This window comes from Labrenzia sp. 5N, from assembly GCF_012395805.1.
Taxonomy (GTDB): domain Bacteria; phylum Pseudomonadota; class Alphaproteobacteria; order Rhizobiales; family Stappiaceae; genus Roseibium; species Roseibium algicola.
The window spans coordinates 1264595-1280138 of record NZ_JAAZTM010000020.1 but is presented as its reverse complement, the minus strand read 5'-3'; the positions used below and the strand labels follow the sequence as shown (position 1 = coordinate 1280138).

Here is a 15544-nt window from a genome sequence, read left to right as displayed (position 1 = left end):
AGCGGGACCCGGGGGCTACTCATTTCCAGAGTATCCTGGCTTCAAGGCAAGTCTTCGCCTCGTTCCTGGCGAAGAGAGCAGGCGAGTGGGGCCCGGATTTGCGTCGGCTCTTGCCGAGTTTGCAGCCCATCCGTCGAGACAGCGTTCCGCGCTTCCTCAGGATGAGGTTGGAGCAAGTTTGCGATTCAGAGAGGCAACTTTCCGGGCTGCTACACCCACACCCTCATCCTGAGGAGGCCGTCAGGCCGTCTCGAAGGATGGGCCGCTTGTGCTGGCTCCGGCGAAACGGCCTCCCGGCTCATCCTGCCAGTGCCTTCCCCAGTTCCTCCACGACTTCGCGTGTGGCGTCTTCGCTCGTCTGGATGCCGGGGGAGAGCCGGAGGGTTGCGCCACGGGTATCTGCGGAAAAACTGGCATCACGCAGATGGTTCAGCACCTGCACGGCTTGTTCTGGCGAAGCAAGTCCGAACATGAGACTGCCGCCACGATCTTCTTCTGATCGCGGTGTGAGCAGCTTCAGGCCAAGGTCATCCGCGCCATCGATCAGGATGCCGCAAAGGTGCCGGTTGCTGCGCAGGATGGACACCCTGTCGGCGCTGGCATGCCACTTGAGGGCGGGCACGGAGGCGGCCGCAGGCATGATCGACGGCGTGCCGTTGTCGAAGCGGCGGATGTCAGGGGCATATTCGAAGGCGTCGATATCCCAATTGAAAGGGTTGTCCTGGCTGAACCAGCCGCACAGCTCCGGCCTGCAATCCCGGATCAGGTCCGGGTGGACATACAAGATGCCGGCTCCAGGCGTGCCACACATCCATTTCAGACTGGTCGAGACCACAAAATCCACGTTCGGCGCCTCAACCGAATAGGGCAGGAGTCCTGCGGCCTGTGTGATGTCCACGCCGATGATGCTGCCCATCGAGCGGCCATGGTCAACGAGGGTTTCCAGATCCGAGCGTCTTGAGGTTGTGGAGCTGACCCAGGTGATCAGGCAGAGCGCGACATCGCGGTCCCACTCGGCGATCATGTCTTCGTCAGCGACGAAATTTGCGCCCTGACGGGCCCGCACGGTTACCAGCTCGAAGCCGAGCCGTTCCTGCAGGCGGGTGAGAAGAAAGTGGTTGGAAGGGAAACAGTCTGCGGCCACCAGCACCTTGCGGCCACGCAGCAGGCCGTCCGGCAGCGCCCGCATGACCATGTCGACGCCCTGGGTAACGTTCTCGCAGGTCGTGGCGGACCCGGCGGGTGCATCGATGATCGCGCGCCAGTAATCGATGAACTCTCCGCGCTTGCCGAGCAGATAGGGCCACTGCTGATCGTTCGGAGCACTCCAGACGGCGGCCAGCTCCGCCATCGCGGCGCTCAATCCGGCTTCCTTGCCGGGATACTGGCCGATGGAATGATAGAGGAAGTAGCCGTCTTCCCTGGTCGTCATGCGGTCCCCCGAAATGTCGTTTGCTTCGGTCAATCGGGGTGCTGAAACAGATCCGTTTCCGTCTCAAACACGCTATTGACCCTCACTGGAATATTCGTATACAGTTTTTGAGATAGTTCAAGCTTAAAGGACTTTTCAAATGCCTGAAAATGGGTTGAATAGGCTGAGTGTCTGTTTAGGCTTGAATTGTTCTGTATACGAATTTGCCGCGGTGGCGAGGTTCGTGACAAGGGAGGCTTGCCGGTGACAGCAGGAAAATCAATCGCCTCCACATCGGGTGCACAAAGCACCAGCGGACAGATCCACGACCTGCTCATGGGGCGCATCCAGCGTGGAGAGCTTGGTCAGGATATCCGCCTTGTCGACACCGCCGTGGCGGCCGAATTCGGCGTTTCCCGCATGCCGGCTCGTGATGCCCTGATGCGTCTTGCCCATGAAGGCTATCTGGAACCGACAACGCGGGGCTTTGTGCTGCCGCGTCTCGACCACCGGGAAATTCTGGAAATTTTCGATCTGCGACGTCTTCTTGAGCCGCGGGCAGCCGCCATGGCAGCGCTCAGCCTGTCGGAAGACGAGTTGAAGGGACTGGACGACATCCTCAAGGATGCGGGTTCGGCTATGGCGGCGGGGGATACCGAGCATTTGCATCGGGCCTGCGAGATTTTCCGCAACAGCTGGATTGCCGCCGTGCCGAATGTTTCGTTGCGCAAGGCGCTGCAGCGCTACATGACCCAGGTGCAGGCCGTGCGCCTGATGACCTTCGCCCATCAGGCGAACCATCCGTTGATCGTTGCCGGTAACACCCAGCTTTACCAGGCTTTCTGCCGCCGGGACGCGGTTGCCGCAAGCGACCGGATCCTGCGGTTCGTTTTTGAAGGGGAGGCGGCCTACCTCGCAGCACATGAGGATGCCGGCAATCAGAACACAACATCCTCTGCACAGGCAGGCTGAAGCGGGGGTAAAGGGAGCGATGGACAGGACATGACGGAAACCCGCGCGGAAGTCAGACTACCGACCCAGGACCTTGCCAAGGACCTGCCGTTCTTCACCAAGAAGCTGAACATGCGGCTGGACATGATCTATCCGGCCGACAGCCCGGAAATTGCGGTGTTCTCCGGTCACGGCTTGCGCGTGCGGGTGGAAAAGGGTGCAAGCGAAGCACCAGGCACGTTGCGAATTCTGACGGAAAATCCGGATGAATTTGCAGATGGCGAGCGCCTGCTGGTCTCCCCGAGCGGGACACGTGTCGAAATCGATGAACTCAATCCACCGCTGGTGATGCCTGAAACCGAGCACGCCTTCGTGGTGCGCCGTCTGGCAGACCAGGCCCCATGGGTGATCGGCCGGGCGGGCATGTCCTATCGGGATCTTGTGCCGACACGGCTCGGCGGCGCCATGATCGCCTCGCATATCCGGGTGCCGGACGGACCGGTTCCGGACATGGTTCACTTCCACAAGGTCGGGTTTCAGCTGATCTTTTGTGTCCACGGCTGGGTCGACGTTCTTTATGAAGATCAGGGCGGCATGCGCCGTCTGAGGGCCGGTGACTGTTTCATCCAGCCGCCGGAAATCCGTCACCGCGTAATGCAAGCAGCCGAAGGGATTGAGGTAATCGAGATCGGTGTCCCTGCTGAGCACATTACCGAGATCGACCACGAGATGACCCTGCCGACGCCCCATGAGCGGCCGGATCGGGAGTGGCAAGGACAGAAATTCGTGCACAGCCTGGCACAGGACGGCGTTTTTGAACCGTTCCGCATTCCGGGTTTTGAGGCACGCGACACCACCATCTGTGACAACACCCGAGGCGTGGCATCTGTTATGGTGGCTCGTCCGGTCGGGGAGGCCTCTCCCTGGACGCGTCATGACTGCGATATTCTATTCAACTTTGTGCTGGCAGGCGAAATGACCCTGGAGGGCGAAGGCAAAGATCCTTACCGCCTGTCTGCCGGAGACGCCTTCGTGATCCCGCCGAACATGGCGACGCGATACGCGGAAGCAACTGCCGACCTGGAACTGCTGGAAGTCAGCCTGCCGGGCCGGTTCGAAACGGAGGTCCTGCGCGACTGAAAAGACAAAGCCTGTCGAGGAGGAAAGAACAGGCTGTGCAGGAGTTCAAGGTCAAGCCATGAGGGGATGACAGCATGAGAAAATTGACGACAATTGTGGCCGCAGCAGCGTTGCTGGGCACGGGCACCGCCGCACTGGCGGACGACACCAAGATCGGTATCCTGATGGACATCACGGGGCCGATCGCCAATTTCATTCCGCCGCTTCAAAATGCAGCCGATCTCGCGGTCAAGCAGGTGAACGAGCAGGGCGGTCTGTTGGGTGGCACGGCAGTTGCCGTCTACGGTGACACCACCGGCACCGCCCAGGGCGCGGTCGACGCTGCCCAGAAGCTGGTGAACGTGGAAAACGTGCCGATCATCATGGGTTCGCTCATGTCTGGCACCACCATTGCCGCTGCCGAAGCTGCAATCATTCCGGCGGGCGTGCCGCAGATCTCGCCGACCGCGACCTCTCCGGCCATGACCTTCCTGGAAGACAACGGCCTGGTGTTCCGCATTGTGCCTTCAGACAACTATCAGGGTGAGATTCTCGCCAAGATGGTGATGGACGAAGGCATCAAGAAAGTCGCGCTCACCTTCGTCAACAATGACTATGGCGTCGGTATCGGGGAAACATTCATCGACGCCTACACTGAAGCCGGCGGTGAAATCGTCGCCGAGGCGAAGCACGAAGAAAAGAAGGATTCCTACCGTTCGGAACTTGCAAGCCTGGCCAAGGGTGATGCCGAGGCGCTGGTTGTGATCGCCTATGCCGGCGACAGCGGCGGCAAGATCGTCCGTCAGGCCATTGAAGGTGGCCTCTTCACCAAATTCATCGGCACGGATGGCCTTCGTGACGAACTGCTGATCCAGAACGTTGGCGCAGATGCCCTGAAGACCTCGTTCTTCTCCTCACCGACGTCTCCGGCTGAAAACCCGGCCCAGCAGTCTCTGCATGATGCCTTCAACGCCGAATTTGGCGAAGGTGCCGACAAGGCTTTTGTCGACCAGACCTATGACGCAACTTTCCTGGCCCTGCTGGCTGTTGAAAAGGCCGGTTCGACTGACCGCGCAAAGATTGCCGAAGCCCTAAAGGAAGTCGCCATGGCTCCGGGCGAGAAAGTCGGCCCGGGTGAATGGGCAAAGGCGATTGCGCTGATCAAGGAAGGCAAGGACATCGACTATGACGGTGCCAGCGGCTCCGCGGAGTTCGATGAAAACGGCGATGTCGGTGGCTACATCGGCAAGTTCGTCGTGGACGGCGACGGCTACAAGCAAGTCGAAATTGTCGAATAAGCCGACAAGGCGACAGCGTGATTGAGCTGGACAAAATCTGCGTCGATTTTGGTGGTTTGCGGGCTATTGACCATGCAAGCTTCAAGATCGGCGCAGGCCGCATCACCGGCCTGATCGGGCCGAACGGTGCGGGAAAAACAACCGCCTTCAACGTCATTGCAGGTGCAATCCGGCCCAGTGCCGGCCGGGTGCTTCTGGACGGGAAGGACATAACTGCGCTCAAACCCCATCAACGGGCCAAGGCAGGCCTCGCACGCACCTTCCAGATACCTCACGAATTCGGGCATCTCTCGGTTCTCGAAAACCTGATGGCGTCTGCCTCGGCGCCGGAAGGCGAGAATGTCTTCAACGTGATCTTCCGCCGCGGCCACTACCAGGCCGAGGAGCAGGAAATCTATGAGACCGCGCGGGACACTGTCCGCCTGCTTGAACTGGACCATGTCATCGACGAGAAGGCAGGCAATCTTTCCGGTGGTCAGAAGAAGCTGGTCGAACTCGGCCGCGCCCTGATGCGCAACCCGAAGATCATCCTGCTGGACGAAATCGGTGCCGGCATCAACCGCACGCTTCTGTCCAAGCTGGCGGACAAGATCCTGATGCTGAACCGGGAGCGGGGCCTGACCTTCTGTCTCATCGAGCATGACCTCGATTACGTTTCCAAGCTGTGCGACCACGTGCTGGTCATGGCGCAGGGCACGCTGCTGACAGAAGGTTCGGTCGAAGACGTGCGTAACGACGAACGTGTGATCGAAGCCTATTTCGGCGGCGGAAAATACGAGGCGCAGCTATGACCGAGCGACTTTCCGTCACAAACGTCAGCGCCGGCTATGGCGGTCCGCCCATCATCGAAGAGGTCTCGCTGACCGTTGAGCCTGGCGAGATCGCGGTCATTCTCGGGCCGAACGGCGCCGGCAAGTCGACCTTGCTCAAAACCATCTTCGCACTGACCACCGTCTCCGCCGGGTCGATCAAACTTGGCGCGAAGGAACTGGCAGGCTGCAAGACGTCCGCTCTTGTTCCGCTCGGTGTATCGGCAGTGCCTCAGACGAAAAACGTCTTTGCGACCATGTCCGTAGACGAGAACCTTGATGTCGGAACCTATGCAGCTCCACCAAAGGATAAAGCGGCGACGCGCGAACGTGTGCTCTCCCTGTTTCCCGACCTGCGGGACAAGTTGAAACAGCCTGCTGGCGAGCTTTCGGGTGGACAGCGGCAGATGGTTGCCATGGGCCGCGCCTTGATGAGCGACCCGAAGCTGGTGCTGCTGGACGAGCCGACAGCCGGTCTGTCGCCTGCCTATCTGGAGCGGATCTTCGATCTGCTTCTCGACATCCGCAAAACCGGGATCACGATATTGATGGTGGAACAGAATGCCCGCCAGGCTCTGCAGATTGCCGATCACGGCCATATTCTGGTGAACGGGCGAAACTATGCCAGCGGAACCGGCAAGGAGCTGCTGGCGGATGAAGACGTGCGTCGCCTCTTCCTCGGGGGAGCGGCTGCATGATCGAGTTCGTGAATTTCTATCTGTTCCCGGCGCTGGCCATCGGCAGCATCTACGCGCTTGGCGCTGTCGGGATTTCCATGATCTTCGGCATCCTGCGCTTTGCCCATTTTGCACACGGCGATCTGATGACCCTGGGCACTTACGGTGTGCTGGCCATGGCTGCCATCGTCCCGGTCAATCCGCTTCTGCTGATCCCCTTCGGCATGGCACTCACGATTGTCTCGGCACTGCTGGTCGACCGCTATTTCTACAAGCCACTGCGCGAGCTGCCGACCATTTACACGGTGATCTCGTCCTTCGGCATTGCGCTGGTCTTCCGTTCGATCGTTCAGTTGGTCTGGGGTTCTCAAAACCAGGTGTTTTCGACAGGCGTTAAACCGCCGCTGGTCCTGTTCGATACCTTTCGGGTGTCGGTGCTGCATCTGCAGGCGGTGATCTCGACAGCGATCATTGCCGTGCTTCTGCACTACTTCCTGACCGTCACAAGAACCGGCCGGTCCATGCGGGCAGTTGCCGACGATCCGGAACTGGCCGAAGTTTCCGGTCTGGATACCGCCAAGGTCATTCGCTGGACGTGGATCATCGGCGCGGCTCTGGCGGCGATCGCTGGAACCTTTGCCGCTTTGAACACCAGTGCTCACCCCAATCTGGGCTGGAACCTGCTGATGCCTATGTTTGCCGCTGCCATTCTGGGTGGGATCGGCAAGCCGATGGGGGCCATGGCAGGTGGTTTCATCATCGGCCTGGCCGAGGAACTTTCTTCCTATCACTGGATCGGTGACGATGCGCTCATCTCCCCGTCCTACAAAACGGCGGTTGCCTTCGTCCTGATGATCGGCCTGCTCATCTTCCGGCCTCAGGGTCTCTTCAAGGGGAGGTTGCTCTGATGGAACTCACCGGTCTCTTTTTCTATGCGGTCAGTCTTCTGATCCTGGGCGGTATCTACGCAATCCTGTGCCTTGCCCTGAATGTACAATGGGGCATGGGCGGCCTCTTCAACGCCGGTATCGCCGGTTTCTACGGTGTTGGGGCCTATACCTCGGCGATCCTGACAACCGCGGCCTCGTCCAAGCATCTCGGAGGCTTTGGCCTGCCTGTGCCGATTGGATTGATCGGGGCTGCGATACTCGCCGGGCTTGCCGGCTGGGCGGTGGCCAAGATCTGCGTACGTCTCAAGAGCGACTATCTGGCGATGGCCTCCATCGGGATCGCCGAGATCCTGCGGCTCGTCATCGTCAACGAAAGCTGGCTCACCAACGGCAGTCTGGGCCTGTCCCGCATTCCAAGGCCTTTGGCGGACCTCACCACCGGGCGCATGGGGGACATCGTGTTTCTCGGCTTTGTCTGGTTCGTGGTGCTGCTGGTCTATCTGGCAGCCTCGCGCCTGCACGACAGCCCGTGGGGGCGCAGCCTGCGTGCGATCCGCGACAACGAGGCTTCAGCGGCGGCCGTCGGCAAGAACGTCGAGAAATTCAGGATCCAGACCTTCGTCATCGGTTGCGCCATCATGGGGATCGCCGGTGGCCTGTCAGCTCATTATTTCCGCTTCCTGTCGCCCACGGCCACCGATCCGCTGCTGGTGACTTTCCTTGTCTGGGTGATGCTGATGGCCGGTGGTTCCGGCAACAACAGGGGGGCCATCCTTGGCGCCTTGACCATCTGGACGCTTTGGTCCGTGACGGAAATCTTCACCAACCGCCTGCCGCCGGAATGGGCGACCCGCAGTTCGTTCATCCGCATGCTGCTGGTGGGTCTGCTTCTGCAGGTGGTGCTGCAGCGTTTCCGGTCCGGACTGTTGCCGGAGAAATCGCCGCCAGTGAAATTCCGGCAGGAATAGCAACATTGCCGTCAGGTCAGGCGAGCGGTGGAAACACCGCCGTCTTCTTCACGGTGCCATAAACGAAACTGGTATCGATCGACGCAATGCCGCCGATCGGATGAATGCGGTTGCGGATGAAGGTCTCATAGGCTTCAAGATCCGACACCACCACGCGCAGCTGATAATCCATCGCGCCGGTCAGCACGTGGCATTCCAGAACCTCCTCGATGGTCTGCATCCGACTTTCGAACCGGCGCACATCCTCCTCGTTGTGTCGCTCCAACCGGATGCGGACGAAGACGGTGATCGGCAGGCCGTAGGCGGCAGCATCCACATCCACCGAAAACCCCTTGATTGCCCCGGAGGCTTCCAGGTTCCGGAGCCGGCGCAAGCAGGGCGAGGGCGACAGGTTGACCGCTTCCGCCAGGTCCTGGTTGGTCATGCGGCCATCCCGCTGCAGCGCACGGATGATCTGTCTGTCTTTCTTGTCCATTTGAAGCTCGATTGGCAGATTATGCTAATCAGAAGGCTAACACTGACAGATTTTGAAATCTATCACCCTTATGATTAGATCATATTGCTCAGGCTGAAATCAGGGAGACAGCCATGAGTGCTTACAAGGGTTTTGCCAGCCGTGCGATCCACCTCGCTTACAATCCACTTGAAAACGAGGGATCTCTGACGCCACCGCTGCATCTGACCTCCACCTTCGTGTTCGAGACGGCGGAAGCCGGCGGTGAGATGTTCGCGGGCGAGCGGGCAGGGCATATCTACAGCCGCATTTCCAATCCGACGCTGGATCTTCTGGAACGCCGCATTGCGGATCTGGAAGGAGCGGAAGCCGGTCTCGCGCTTTCTTCCGGCATGGGCGCGATCACCGCGACCCTTTGGACGCTCGTAGCACCGGGGGACGAGATCATCGTCGACGAAACCCTTTACGGCTGCACCTTTGCCTATATGCGCTATGGCCTGACCAAGTTCGGCATCAAGATCACCCATGTTGACCTGACCGATCCGGAAAACCTGCGCACCGTCATTTCCGACAAGACCCGGGTTGTCTATTTCGAGACCCCGGCCAACCCGAACATGCGCCTTGTCGACATCAGCCACGTTTCGGAAATCGCCCATGAGGCCGGCGCGACGGTAATCGTCGACAACACCTATGCCACGCCTTATCTCACCCGCCCGATCGAACTTGGCGCCGACCTCGTTCTGCATTCGGCCACCAAGTATCTGGGTGGTCATGGTGACGTTGTGGCCGGTCTGGTTGCCGGACGGGCCGACCAGATCCAGGAGATCCGCCTCGTCGGCATGAAGGACATGACCGGTGCGGTGATGGCTCCGTTCAGCGCCATGCTGATCCTGCGCGGTTTGAAGACGCTTGCCCTGCGCATGGACAGGCACTGTGCGTCCGCGCAGAAAGTCGCCGAATGGCTGCAAGACCATCCGGCGGTCTCAAAGGTCTACTTCCCGGGACTTGAAAGCTTCGAACAGCACGAACTGGCGAACAGGCAGATGAGCCAGCCGGGCGGCATGATTGCCTTTGAACTGAAGGGTGGACTGGAAGCTGGTATTTCCATGATGAATGGCCTGAAGATGATCCAGCGAGCCGTATCCCTGGGCGATGCCGAGACGCTGATCCAGCACCCTGCGTCCATGACCCATTCCACCTACACCCCGGAAGAGCGCGCCGCCCACGGCATCAGCGACGGCCTCGTGCGCCTGTCCGTGGGCCTGGAAGACCTCGACGACATCCTGGAAGACATGGCACAGGCCATGCCGCAGGTACCTGTTGCGGCGGCGGCCTGAGCTCAGTCAACGCCCAAGTCTTGCCAAAGACCACTAGATCCTCTCCTCCTCTCAACCTCATCCTGAGGAAGCGCGAAGCGCTGTCTCGAAGGATGGGCCCCACATTCCGGAGCAAGTGGCCCATCCTTCGAGACGCGCGCGAACGCGCTCCTCGGGATGAGGGAGCGGTGGAAATGAGAGTCGGGGAACGTGGTGGACAGCCTAAATCAGGGCGTCCGTGCCACGCCGGATTTCACACGCCGCAGCGGAATGGAGCTTTCGATGTTGGCGACACCGGGCACCTTGGTCAGCTTTCCGGTCAGGAAGGTTTCGAAGGCGGCGAGCCCGGTGGTTGCCACGCGCAGGAGATAGTCCCGGTTGCCGGTCATCAGCCAGCAGTCGACGACTTCCGGAAACGCCTGAATGGCGGCTTCGAACTGGTCCAGGGTGACGTCGATCTGCTTGTCGAGCTGAACGGACACGAAGACCGAAACCTCGTAGCCGAGCTTCACCTCGTCGATCAGCGCGCAATATCCTGTCACGATGCCGCGGTCTTCCAGGTGCCTCAGGCGGCGGGCTGCAGGTGTCGCACTCAGGCCGATGCGTTCGGAAAGATCCTGAATTGAAATTCTGCCGTTCTGGCGCAGCTCCCGCAGGATCTGGATATCAAATGTGTCGAGCGTGTCGAAAATCGCCAAGGAAGGCCTCATTCTTGGTGAAACTCTCCAAGACTTAGCCGAAAAGATTAGGAAATAGCAAGAAACCGGTTCTTGCCCGAAGCTAGAGTAACGGCAAGTACGCACTTAACGGGAACGCCTCCATGAGCACCGAACACCTGAAGACCATCGAACAGCGCCTGTTGTGGCTGTCGCACTGGATGATCCATCATGCCAACCACGTGCGTCCGAAGGTGGATGGCATCAAGATCGGCGGGCATCAGGCAAGTTCGGCTTCCATGGTTTCGATCATGACAGCGCTCTACTTCTCTGTTCTCCGGCCGGAAGATCGGGTGGCGGTCAAGCCGCATGCCTCGCCGATCTTCCATGCGATCCAGTACCTGATGAGCAATCAAACGCGCGAAAAGATGGAAAACTTCCGCGGTTACGGAGGCGTTCAGTCCTATCCTTCGCGTACCAAGGACATCGATGATGTCGATTTCTCCACCGGTTCGGTTGGGCTCGGTGTTGCGATTACCTCCTTCGCGTCGCTGGTACAGGACTATATCGCTGCCAAGAGCTGGTCGGGCGAAAAGCCGCTCGGCCGCATGATCGCTCTGGTCGGCGATGCTGAACTCGACGAAGGCAATGTGTATGAAGCCCTTCAGGAGGGCTGGAAGAACGATCTCAGAAACTGCTGGTGGATCATCGATTATAACCGCCAGTCGCTCGACGGGATCGTTCGTGAGGGGCTCTTTGACCGGGTCGAGAAAATCTTCGATGCCTTCGGCTGGCAGGTGGTCCGGGTCAAATACGGGGTCTTGCAGCGCGCGGCCTTTGCCGAACCCGGCGGCGACAAGCTGCGCCAGTGGATCGACGATTGCTCCAACCAGGATTATTCCGCGCTCACCTTCATGGGTGGAGCCGTCTGGCGCAAACGCCTGATGGACGACTTGGGTGATCAGGGCGATGTCACCGCGCTGATCGACCGTCGCTCGGATGATGAACTGGCAGATCTCATGGAAAATCTCGGCGGCAATTGCACCGAGACCATGGCGGAAGCCTTCGCCGCCATCGATCACGACAAGCCGACCTGCTTCCTTGCCTATACCATCAAGGGGTGGGGCACGCCGATTGCCGGCCACAAGGACAATCACGGCGGCCTGATGAACAAGACCCAGATGGCCGAATGGCAGAAACACATGGGCGTTGCGGAAGGCGAGGAATGGGAGCCCTTCGCGACAGTGCCGGACGTTGGAGCGCTGAAGGCGTTTCTGGATCAGGTGCCGTTCTTTGCCAAAGGCACCCGCCGTTTCTCTGACGACAAGATCGCCGTACCTGCCATCGAGCTTGCCTCCGACCGGGATATTTCCACCCAGATGGCCTTCGGCAAGGTGCTGGATGATCTCTCCAAGGGCGACAGCAAACTGGCCGAGCGTATCGTTACGACCTCACCGGATGTCACTGGCACCACCAACCTTGGTCCCTGGGTCAACCGGCGCAAGCTTTTCGCCCGCAAGGCCATGGCGGATGCCTTCATCGAGCACAGGATTCCCTCGACTGCGAAGTGGGAGTTCACGCCGGAAGGCCAGCATATCGAACTCGGCATCGCCGAGATGAATCTGTTCCTGCTACTGGGGGCTGCCGGTCTTTCTCATTCGCTTTTTGGCGAAAGGTTGATCCCCATCGGCACAGTCTATGATCCCTTTGTTTGCCGGGGGCTCGATGCGCTCAACTATGCCTGCTATCAGGATGCCCGCTTCATGATTGTCGGTACGCCGTCCGGTGTGACCCTGTCCCCGGAAGGCGGTGCACACCAGTCCATCGGCACACCGCTGATCGGCATGAGCCAGGACGGACTGGCCGCTTTCGAACCCGCCTTTGCCGACGAACTGGCCGTGATCATGGAATGGGCCTTCGATTACCTGCAACGCGACGGTGAGGGCGATCCGGACGAACGCACCTGGCTGCGCGACGAGACCGGCGGCTCCGTCTATCTGCGCCTGTCGACCAACCCGATCGAACAGCCCGTCAAACGGGCCGACGATGCCTTCCGCCAGGGCGCCATTGACGGTGCCTACTGGCTTCGCAAACCCGGCCCCAACTGCGAAGTTGTGATCGCCTATCAGGGCGTCGTTGCGCCCGAAGCCATCAAGGCGGCGGGAGAACTCGCCGGTAACCGGCGGGATGTCGGCGTTCTTGCCGTTACGTCCGCCGACCGCCTCAACGCGGGCTGGACAGCGGCGCAAAGAGCAAGGTCTCGTGGCAATGCGGCTGCAAGGTCCCATATCGAGCAACTGCTGGGCGATCTGCCCGGTCATTGCAAAGTGATCACCGTGATTGACGGCCACCCGGCAACGCTCGCCTGGCTTGGCGGCGTCGCCGGCCACCAGACCATCCCGCTCGGTGTCGAACATTTCGGCCAGACCGGTACGATTGGCGATCTCTACCGCCATTTCGGTATCGACGCCGCGTCGATTATCGAGAAGGTGAATGGATTGACACCGGGGCGGCGAGTCTAAATGCGCCTGAAGCTAAAGGCAGGGGCTGGATGGCACGTGATGTCTGTAGGTCATGGCTCGATAATGCCTTTGGTCAGAATGATGTTGCCGTAGAGGCGGTTCTCGCCTGTCTGGACCACGGCAAAGGCATGGCTGGCCGCTTCATAAAAGGCGTGGCGTTCCAGCGTTGATATCCTGGCCGGCTTGTCGGCGGTGTCATCGATGATGGTCTGGAACTCGGCGACAATCTCCGGCACCGCGTCCGGATCACCGACCACCTGCATAGTCCGGGCGGGGGCGGCGACGAACGTGTCGAGCGGCATAACCGACACGATCGCCTTCAGCGTGTCTGTTGCCGATATGCCATCGAGGCGAACACAATCGGGACCGGAGCTTTCCGCCGGGAAATTGGCGTCGACAATGGCGATCTCGTCGCCGTGCCCCATGGCTCTGAGGGCATAAAGCAGCGAAGGGCTCAGGATTGGGGGAAGGTTACGCAACATGGGAGGTCTCGCTCGGCAAGGGGGCATCGGGGCGGATCAGGCCAGCAGACCTGAGGTCTGACCAGAGTGCGGCAGGGATATCGGTCTTCAAGAGAGCAATATTGGCTTCAACCTCGGCCGCGTTGACTGCACCGGGGATGACGGTCTTCACACTTGGGTGTCCAAGCACGAACTGCAGCGCGGCCGCGATCAGCGGCACTGAATGGCTGCGGCAGACATCCTCGATCTTGCGCACGCGCTCAAGGATCTCCGGCGGTGCATCGGCGTAGTTGTATTTCGCACCGGGAACGGCCCCGGTTGCCAGAATGCCGGAATTATAGGGCCCGCCCAGAATGATGCCGACGTCCCGTTGCTCGCAAACGGGCAGGAAGCTCTCAAGGGCGTCCTGTTCCAGAAGCGTGTAGCGGCCGGCAAGCAGGAAACAGTCGAAATCGGCAAGGCCGAGCAGCTTTTGGCAAACCTGCCATTCGTTTACCCCTGCGCCGATGGCCGCAACGTCTCCGGCCTCTTTCAACTCGGTAAGCGCCTTGTAGCCACCAAGATCGAAAAGCTCGCGGACGCGGGCATCGCTGGCTTCCTGAGAGCCTTGCGAAAAGGCGCAGACGTCATGCACCAAAAGGATGTCCGCGTTGGCGGCCTCCAGTCGCTGACGGCTTGCCTCGTAGCTGCGCATGACGCCGTCATAGCTGTAGTCGAAGACGATCCGCTTTTGCGGCACATCGACAAAGGCTTCCGGGGTCACCTCGTGCGGCTCGCAATCCAGCAGCAGGCGGCCGATCTTGGTGGAAAGCTGAATGTTCTCGCGGCCAAAACGCTTGATGGCAGTGGCAAAGCGCATTTCCGATCGGCCCAGGCCGTATTGCGGCGCCGTGTCAAAGTAGCGGATGCCGTTGTCATAGGCCGCCTGAAGGGCAGCCTGGGCATCTTCTTCCGAAACCTTGCGGTAGAGATTGCCGAGCGGCGCGCCGCCGAAACCCATCTCCGTCAGGTCAATGGGTCTTGCGGTTCTGCCGTTCAGCCGCTGTGTTTTCAAGGCGGTCATGTGTTTCCTCTGGATGTTTCCTCAGGATCAGTTTGAACGCCGCATGATCTGCGGTCTGGTGTCGGGCCAAGTGCCAGGTTTTCAGTCGAACAGGTCCGGCCTGGTCTCCGCGAGCGGTTCCAGGCGCGTGACAAGTTCGCTCAGGTGCTTTTGCATTGCCTGGCGTGCCCGTTCCGGATCGCGGTCGCGGATTGCTTCCACGATGACCCGGTGCTCGTCATAGGCCTCAAAGGCTCTGCCGCGCATGGGCAACAGCAATTGCCGTGCCCGGTTGACCTGCATCCAACCGGTGGCAGACAGGTTGTGGAGCTTCGGGTAGCCGGTGAAGGAGAAGATAAGCTCGTGCATGCGCTCGTCTTCCCGGTAGAAGCCGGTTTCGTCGTGATCTTCCAGGCAAAGAGTCTGTAGCCGCAAATTGCGGTTCAACTCCGTCAACTGCTCTTCGGTGCGCTCCGCCGCCACCTTGGAAACCGCCGCCAGTTCGATGGCTTCCCGCAGGAAGGCGCCCTCGCGGATTTCCGACATGGAGAATTTGGTCACGCGGGAGCCGGACTGGGGAATGACTTCGACAAGGCCTTCGCCTGCTAGCCGGGTGATCGCTTCCGTCACCGGCGAGCGGGAGACACCAAGCTGCTCGCAGATGACTTGTTTCCTGAGAAGGGTGCCCGGCGGCAGGTCCATCGCCAGGATGGACGAGCGCAGCGCCTCATAGACACGCTGTGCCAGCGAGCCGGACAGTTTGCCAATGTCGGGCAGGGTGATCTCGGGAAAATCTTGTTCGTTGGTCAGGGACATTGTCAACTCGATTGAATGCTAACATGTTAGTTGACACAGTTACCCTGTCAAGCTAATCGTGAAGAAAGACCGGCCGTGCCGATGCTCCATGGAGAGAGCTCGGAGAAGAGTGAAAAGCTGATTGATGTCAGCGGGTTGAGAAGGGTCTTGTCAT

General features: G+C 60.0%; 15 protein-coding genes. 9 read left to right on the top strand and 6 right to left on the bottom strand.

The window, feature by feature from the left end:
• Positions 1-298: 298 nt before the first annotated feature.
• Positions 299-1432 (bottom strand): aminotransferase class V-fold PLP-dependent enzyme, encoded by a 1134-nt coding sequence (locus tag HEP89_RS26300; protein WP_168693413.1) that lies wholly within the window; start codon positions 1430-1432, stop codon positions 299-301.
• Between the two features lie 243 nt (positions 1433-1675).
• Here HEP89_RS26300 and HEP89_RS26295 point away from each other — a divergent pair, with 243 nt between their 5' ends.
• The 7 genes from HEP89_RS26295 to HEP89_RS26265 all read left to right on the top strand — a co-directional run bounded on the left by HEP89_RS26295 (position 1676) and on the right by HEP89_RS26265 (position 8123).
• Positions 1676-2383 carry a GntR family transcriptional regulator gene (locus HEP89_RS26295; protein ID WP_209014829.1) on the top strand — a complete coding sequence of 236 codons (708 nt, stop codon included), beginning with the start codon at positions 1676-1678 and terminating at the stop codon, positions 2381-2383.
• A gap of 30 nt (positions 2384-2413) precedes the next feature.
• Positions 2414-3502, top strand: a complete 1089-nt coding sequence (locus tag HEP89_RS26290) for a cupin domain-containing protein (protein ID WP_168693411.1) — start codon at positions 2414-2416, stop codon at positions 3500-3502.
• 74 nt (positions 3503-3576) lie between these two features.
• Entirely contained in the window at positions 3577-4779 is a 1203-nt protein-coding gene (locus tag HEP89_RS26285) for an ABC transporter substrate-binding protein (protein WP_022997701.1), read from the top strand.
• 17 nt (positions 4780-4796) lie between these two features.
• On the top strand, positions 4797-5570 hold the full coding sequence (locus HEP89_RS26280; RefSeq protein WP_022997700.1) for an ABC transporter ATP-binding protein: 774 nt from the start codon (positions 4797-4799) through the stop codon (positions 5568-5570).
• Positions 5567-6286 carry an ABC transporter ATP-binding protein gene (locus HEP89_RS26275; RefSeq protein WP_022997699.1) on the top strand — a complete coding sequence of 240 codons (720 nt, stop codon included), beginning with the start codon at positions 5567-5569 and terminating at the stop codon, positions 6284-6286. Before HEP89_RS26280 ends, HEP89_RS26275 begins: the two co-directional genes overlap by 4 nt.
• Complete coding sequence (locus tag HEP89_RS26270; RefSeq protein WP_022997698.1) at positions 6283-7173, top strand: branched-chain amino acid ABC transporter permease; 891 nt, start codon at positions 6283-6285, stop codon at positions 7171-7173. Before HEP89_RS26275 ends, HEP89_RS26270 begins: the two co-directional genes overlap by 4 nt.
• Complete coding sequence (locus tag HEP89_RS26265; protein ID WP_022997697.1) at positions 7173-8123, top strand: branched-chain amino acid ABC transporter permease; 951 nt, start codon at positions 7173-7175, stop codon at positions 8121-8123. Before HEP89_RS26270 ends, HEP89_RS26265 begins: the two co-directional genes overlap by 1 nt.
• A 16-nt stretch (positions 8124-8139) precedes the next feature.
• Here the strand turns inward: HEP89_RS26265 and HEP89_RS26260 are convergent, their stop codons facing one another.
• Complete coding sequence (locus HEP89_RS26260) at positions 8140-8598, bottom strand: Lrp/AsnC family transcriptional regulator (RefSeq protein WP_055659083.1); 459 nt, start codon at positions 8596-8598, stop codon at positions 8140-8142.
• Positions 8599-8711: 113 nt separating this feature from the next.
• On the opposite strand from HEP89_RS26260, the gene HEP89_RS26255 reads away from it, so the two are divergent.
• Positions 8712-9914: a methionine gamma-lyase gene (locus tag HEP89_RS26255; protein ID WP_168693410.1), complete on the top strand. Its 1203-nt coding sequence runs from the start codon at positions 8712-8714 to the stop codon at positions 9912-9914.
• A 206-nt stretch (positions 9915-10120) separates the two neighbouring features.
• Here the strand turns inward: HEP89_RS26255 and HEP89_RS26250 are convergent, their stop codons facing one another.
• Complete coding sequence (locus tag HEP89_RS26250) at positions 10121-10603, bottom strand: Lrp/AsnC family transcriptional regulator (protein WP_168693409.1); 483 nt, start codon at positions 10601-10603, stop codon at positions 10121-10123.
• Between the two features lie 110 nt (positions 10604-10713).
• On the opposite strand from HEP89_RS26250, the gene HEP89_RS26245 reads away from it, so the two are divergent.
• Positions 10714-13071, top strand: a complete 2358-nt coding sequence (locus HEP89_RS26245; protein WP_168693408.1) for a 1-deoxy-D-xylulose-5-phosphate synthase N-terminal domain-containing protein — start codon at positions 10714-10716, stop codon at positions 13069-13071.
• Positions 13072-13121: 50 nt separating this feature from the next.
• Here the strand turns inward: HEP89_RS26245 and HEP89_RS26240 are convergent, their stop codons facing one another.
• The 3 genes from HEP89_RS26240 to HEP89_RS26230 all read right to left on the bottom strand — a co-directional run bounded on the left by HEP89_RS26240 (position 13122) and on the right by HEP89_RS26230 (position 15390).
• Positions 13122-13553: an RbsD/FucU domain-containing protein gene (locus HEP89_RS26240; protein ID WP_168693407.1), complete on the bottom strand. Its 432-nt coding sequence runs from the start codon at positions 13551-13553 to the stop codon at positions 13122-13124.
• Entirely contained in the window at positions 13543-14595 is a 1053-nt protein-coding gene (locus HEP89_RS26235) for an aldo/keto reductase (protein WP_168693406.1), read from the bottom strand. The genes HEP89_RS26240 and HEP89_RS26235 overlap by 11 nt, the downstream gene beginning before the upstream one ends.
• Positions 14596-14676: 81 nt before the next feature.
• On the bottom strand, positions 14677-15390 hold the full coding sequence (locus HEP89_RS26230; protein WP_168693405.1) for a GntR family transcriptional regulator: 714 nt from the start codon (positions 15388-15390) through the stop codon (positions 14677-14679).
• Positions 15391-15544: the final 154 nt, after the last annotated feature.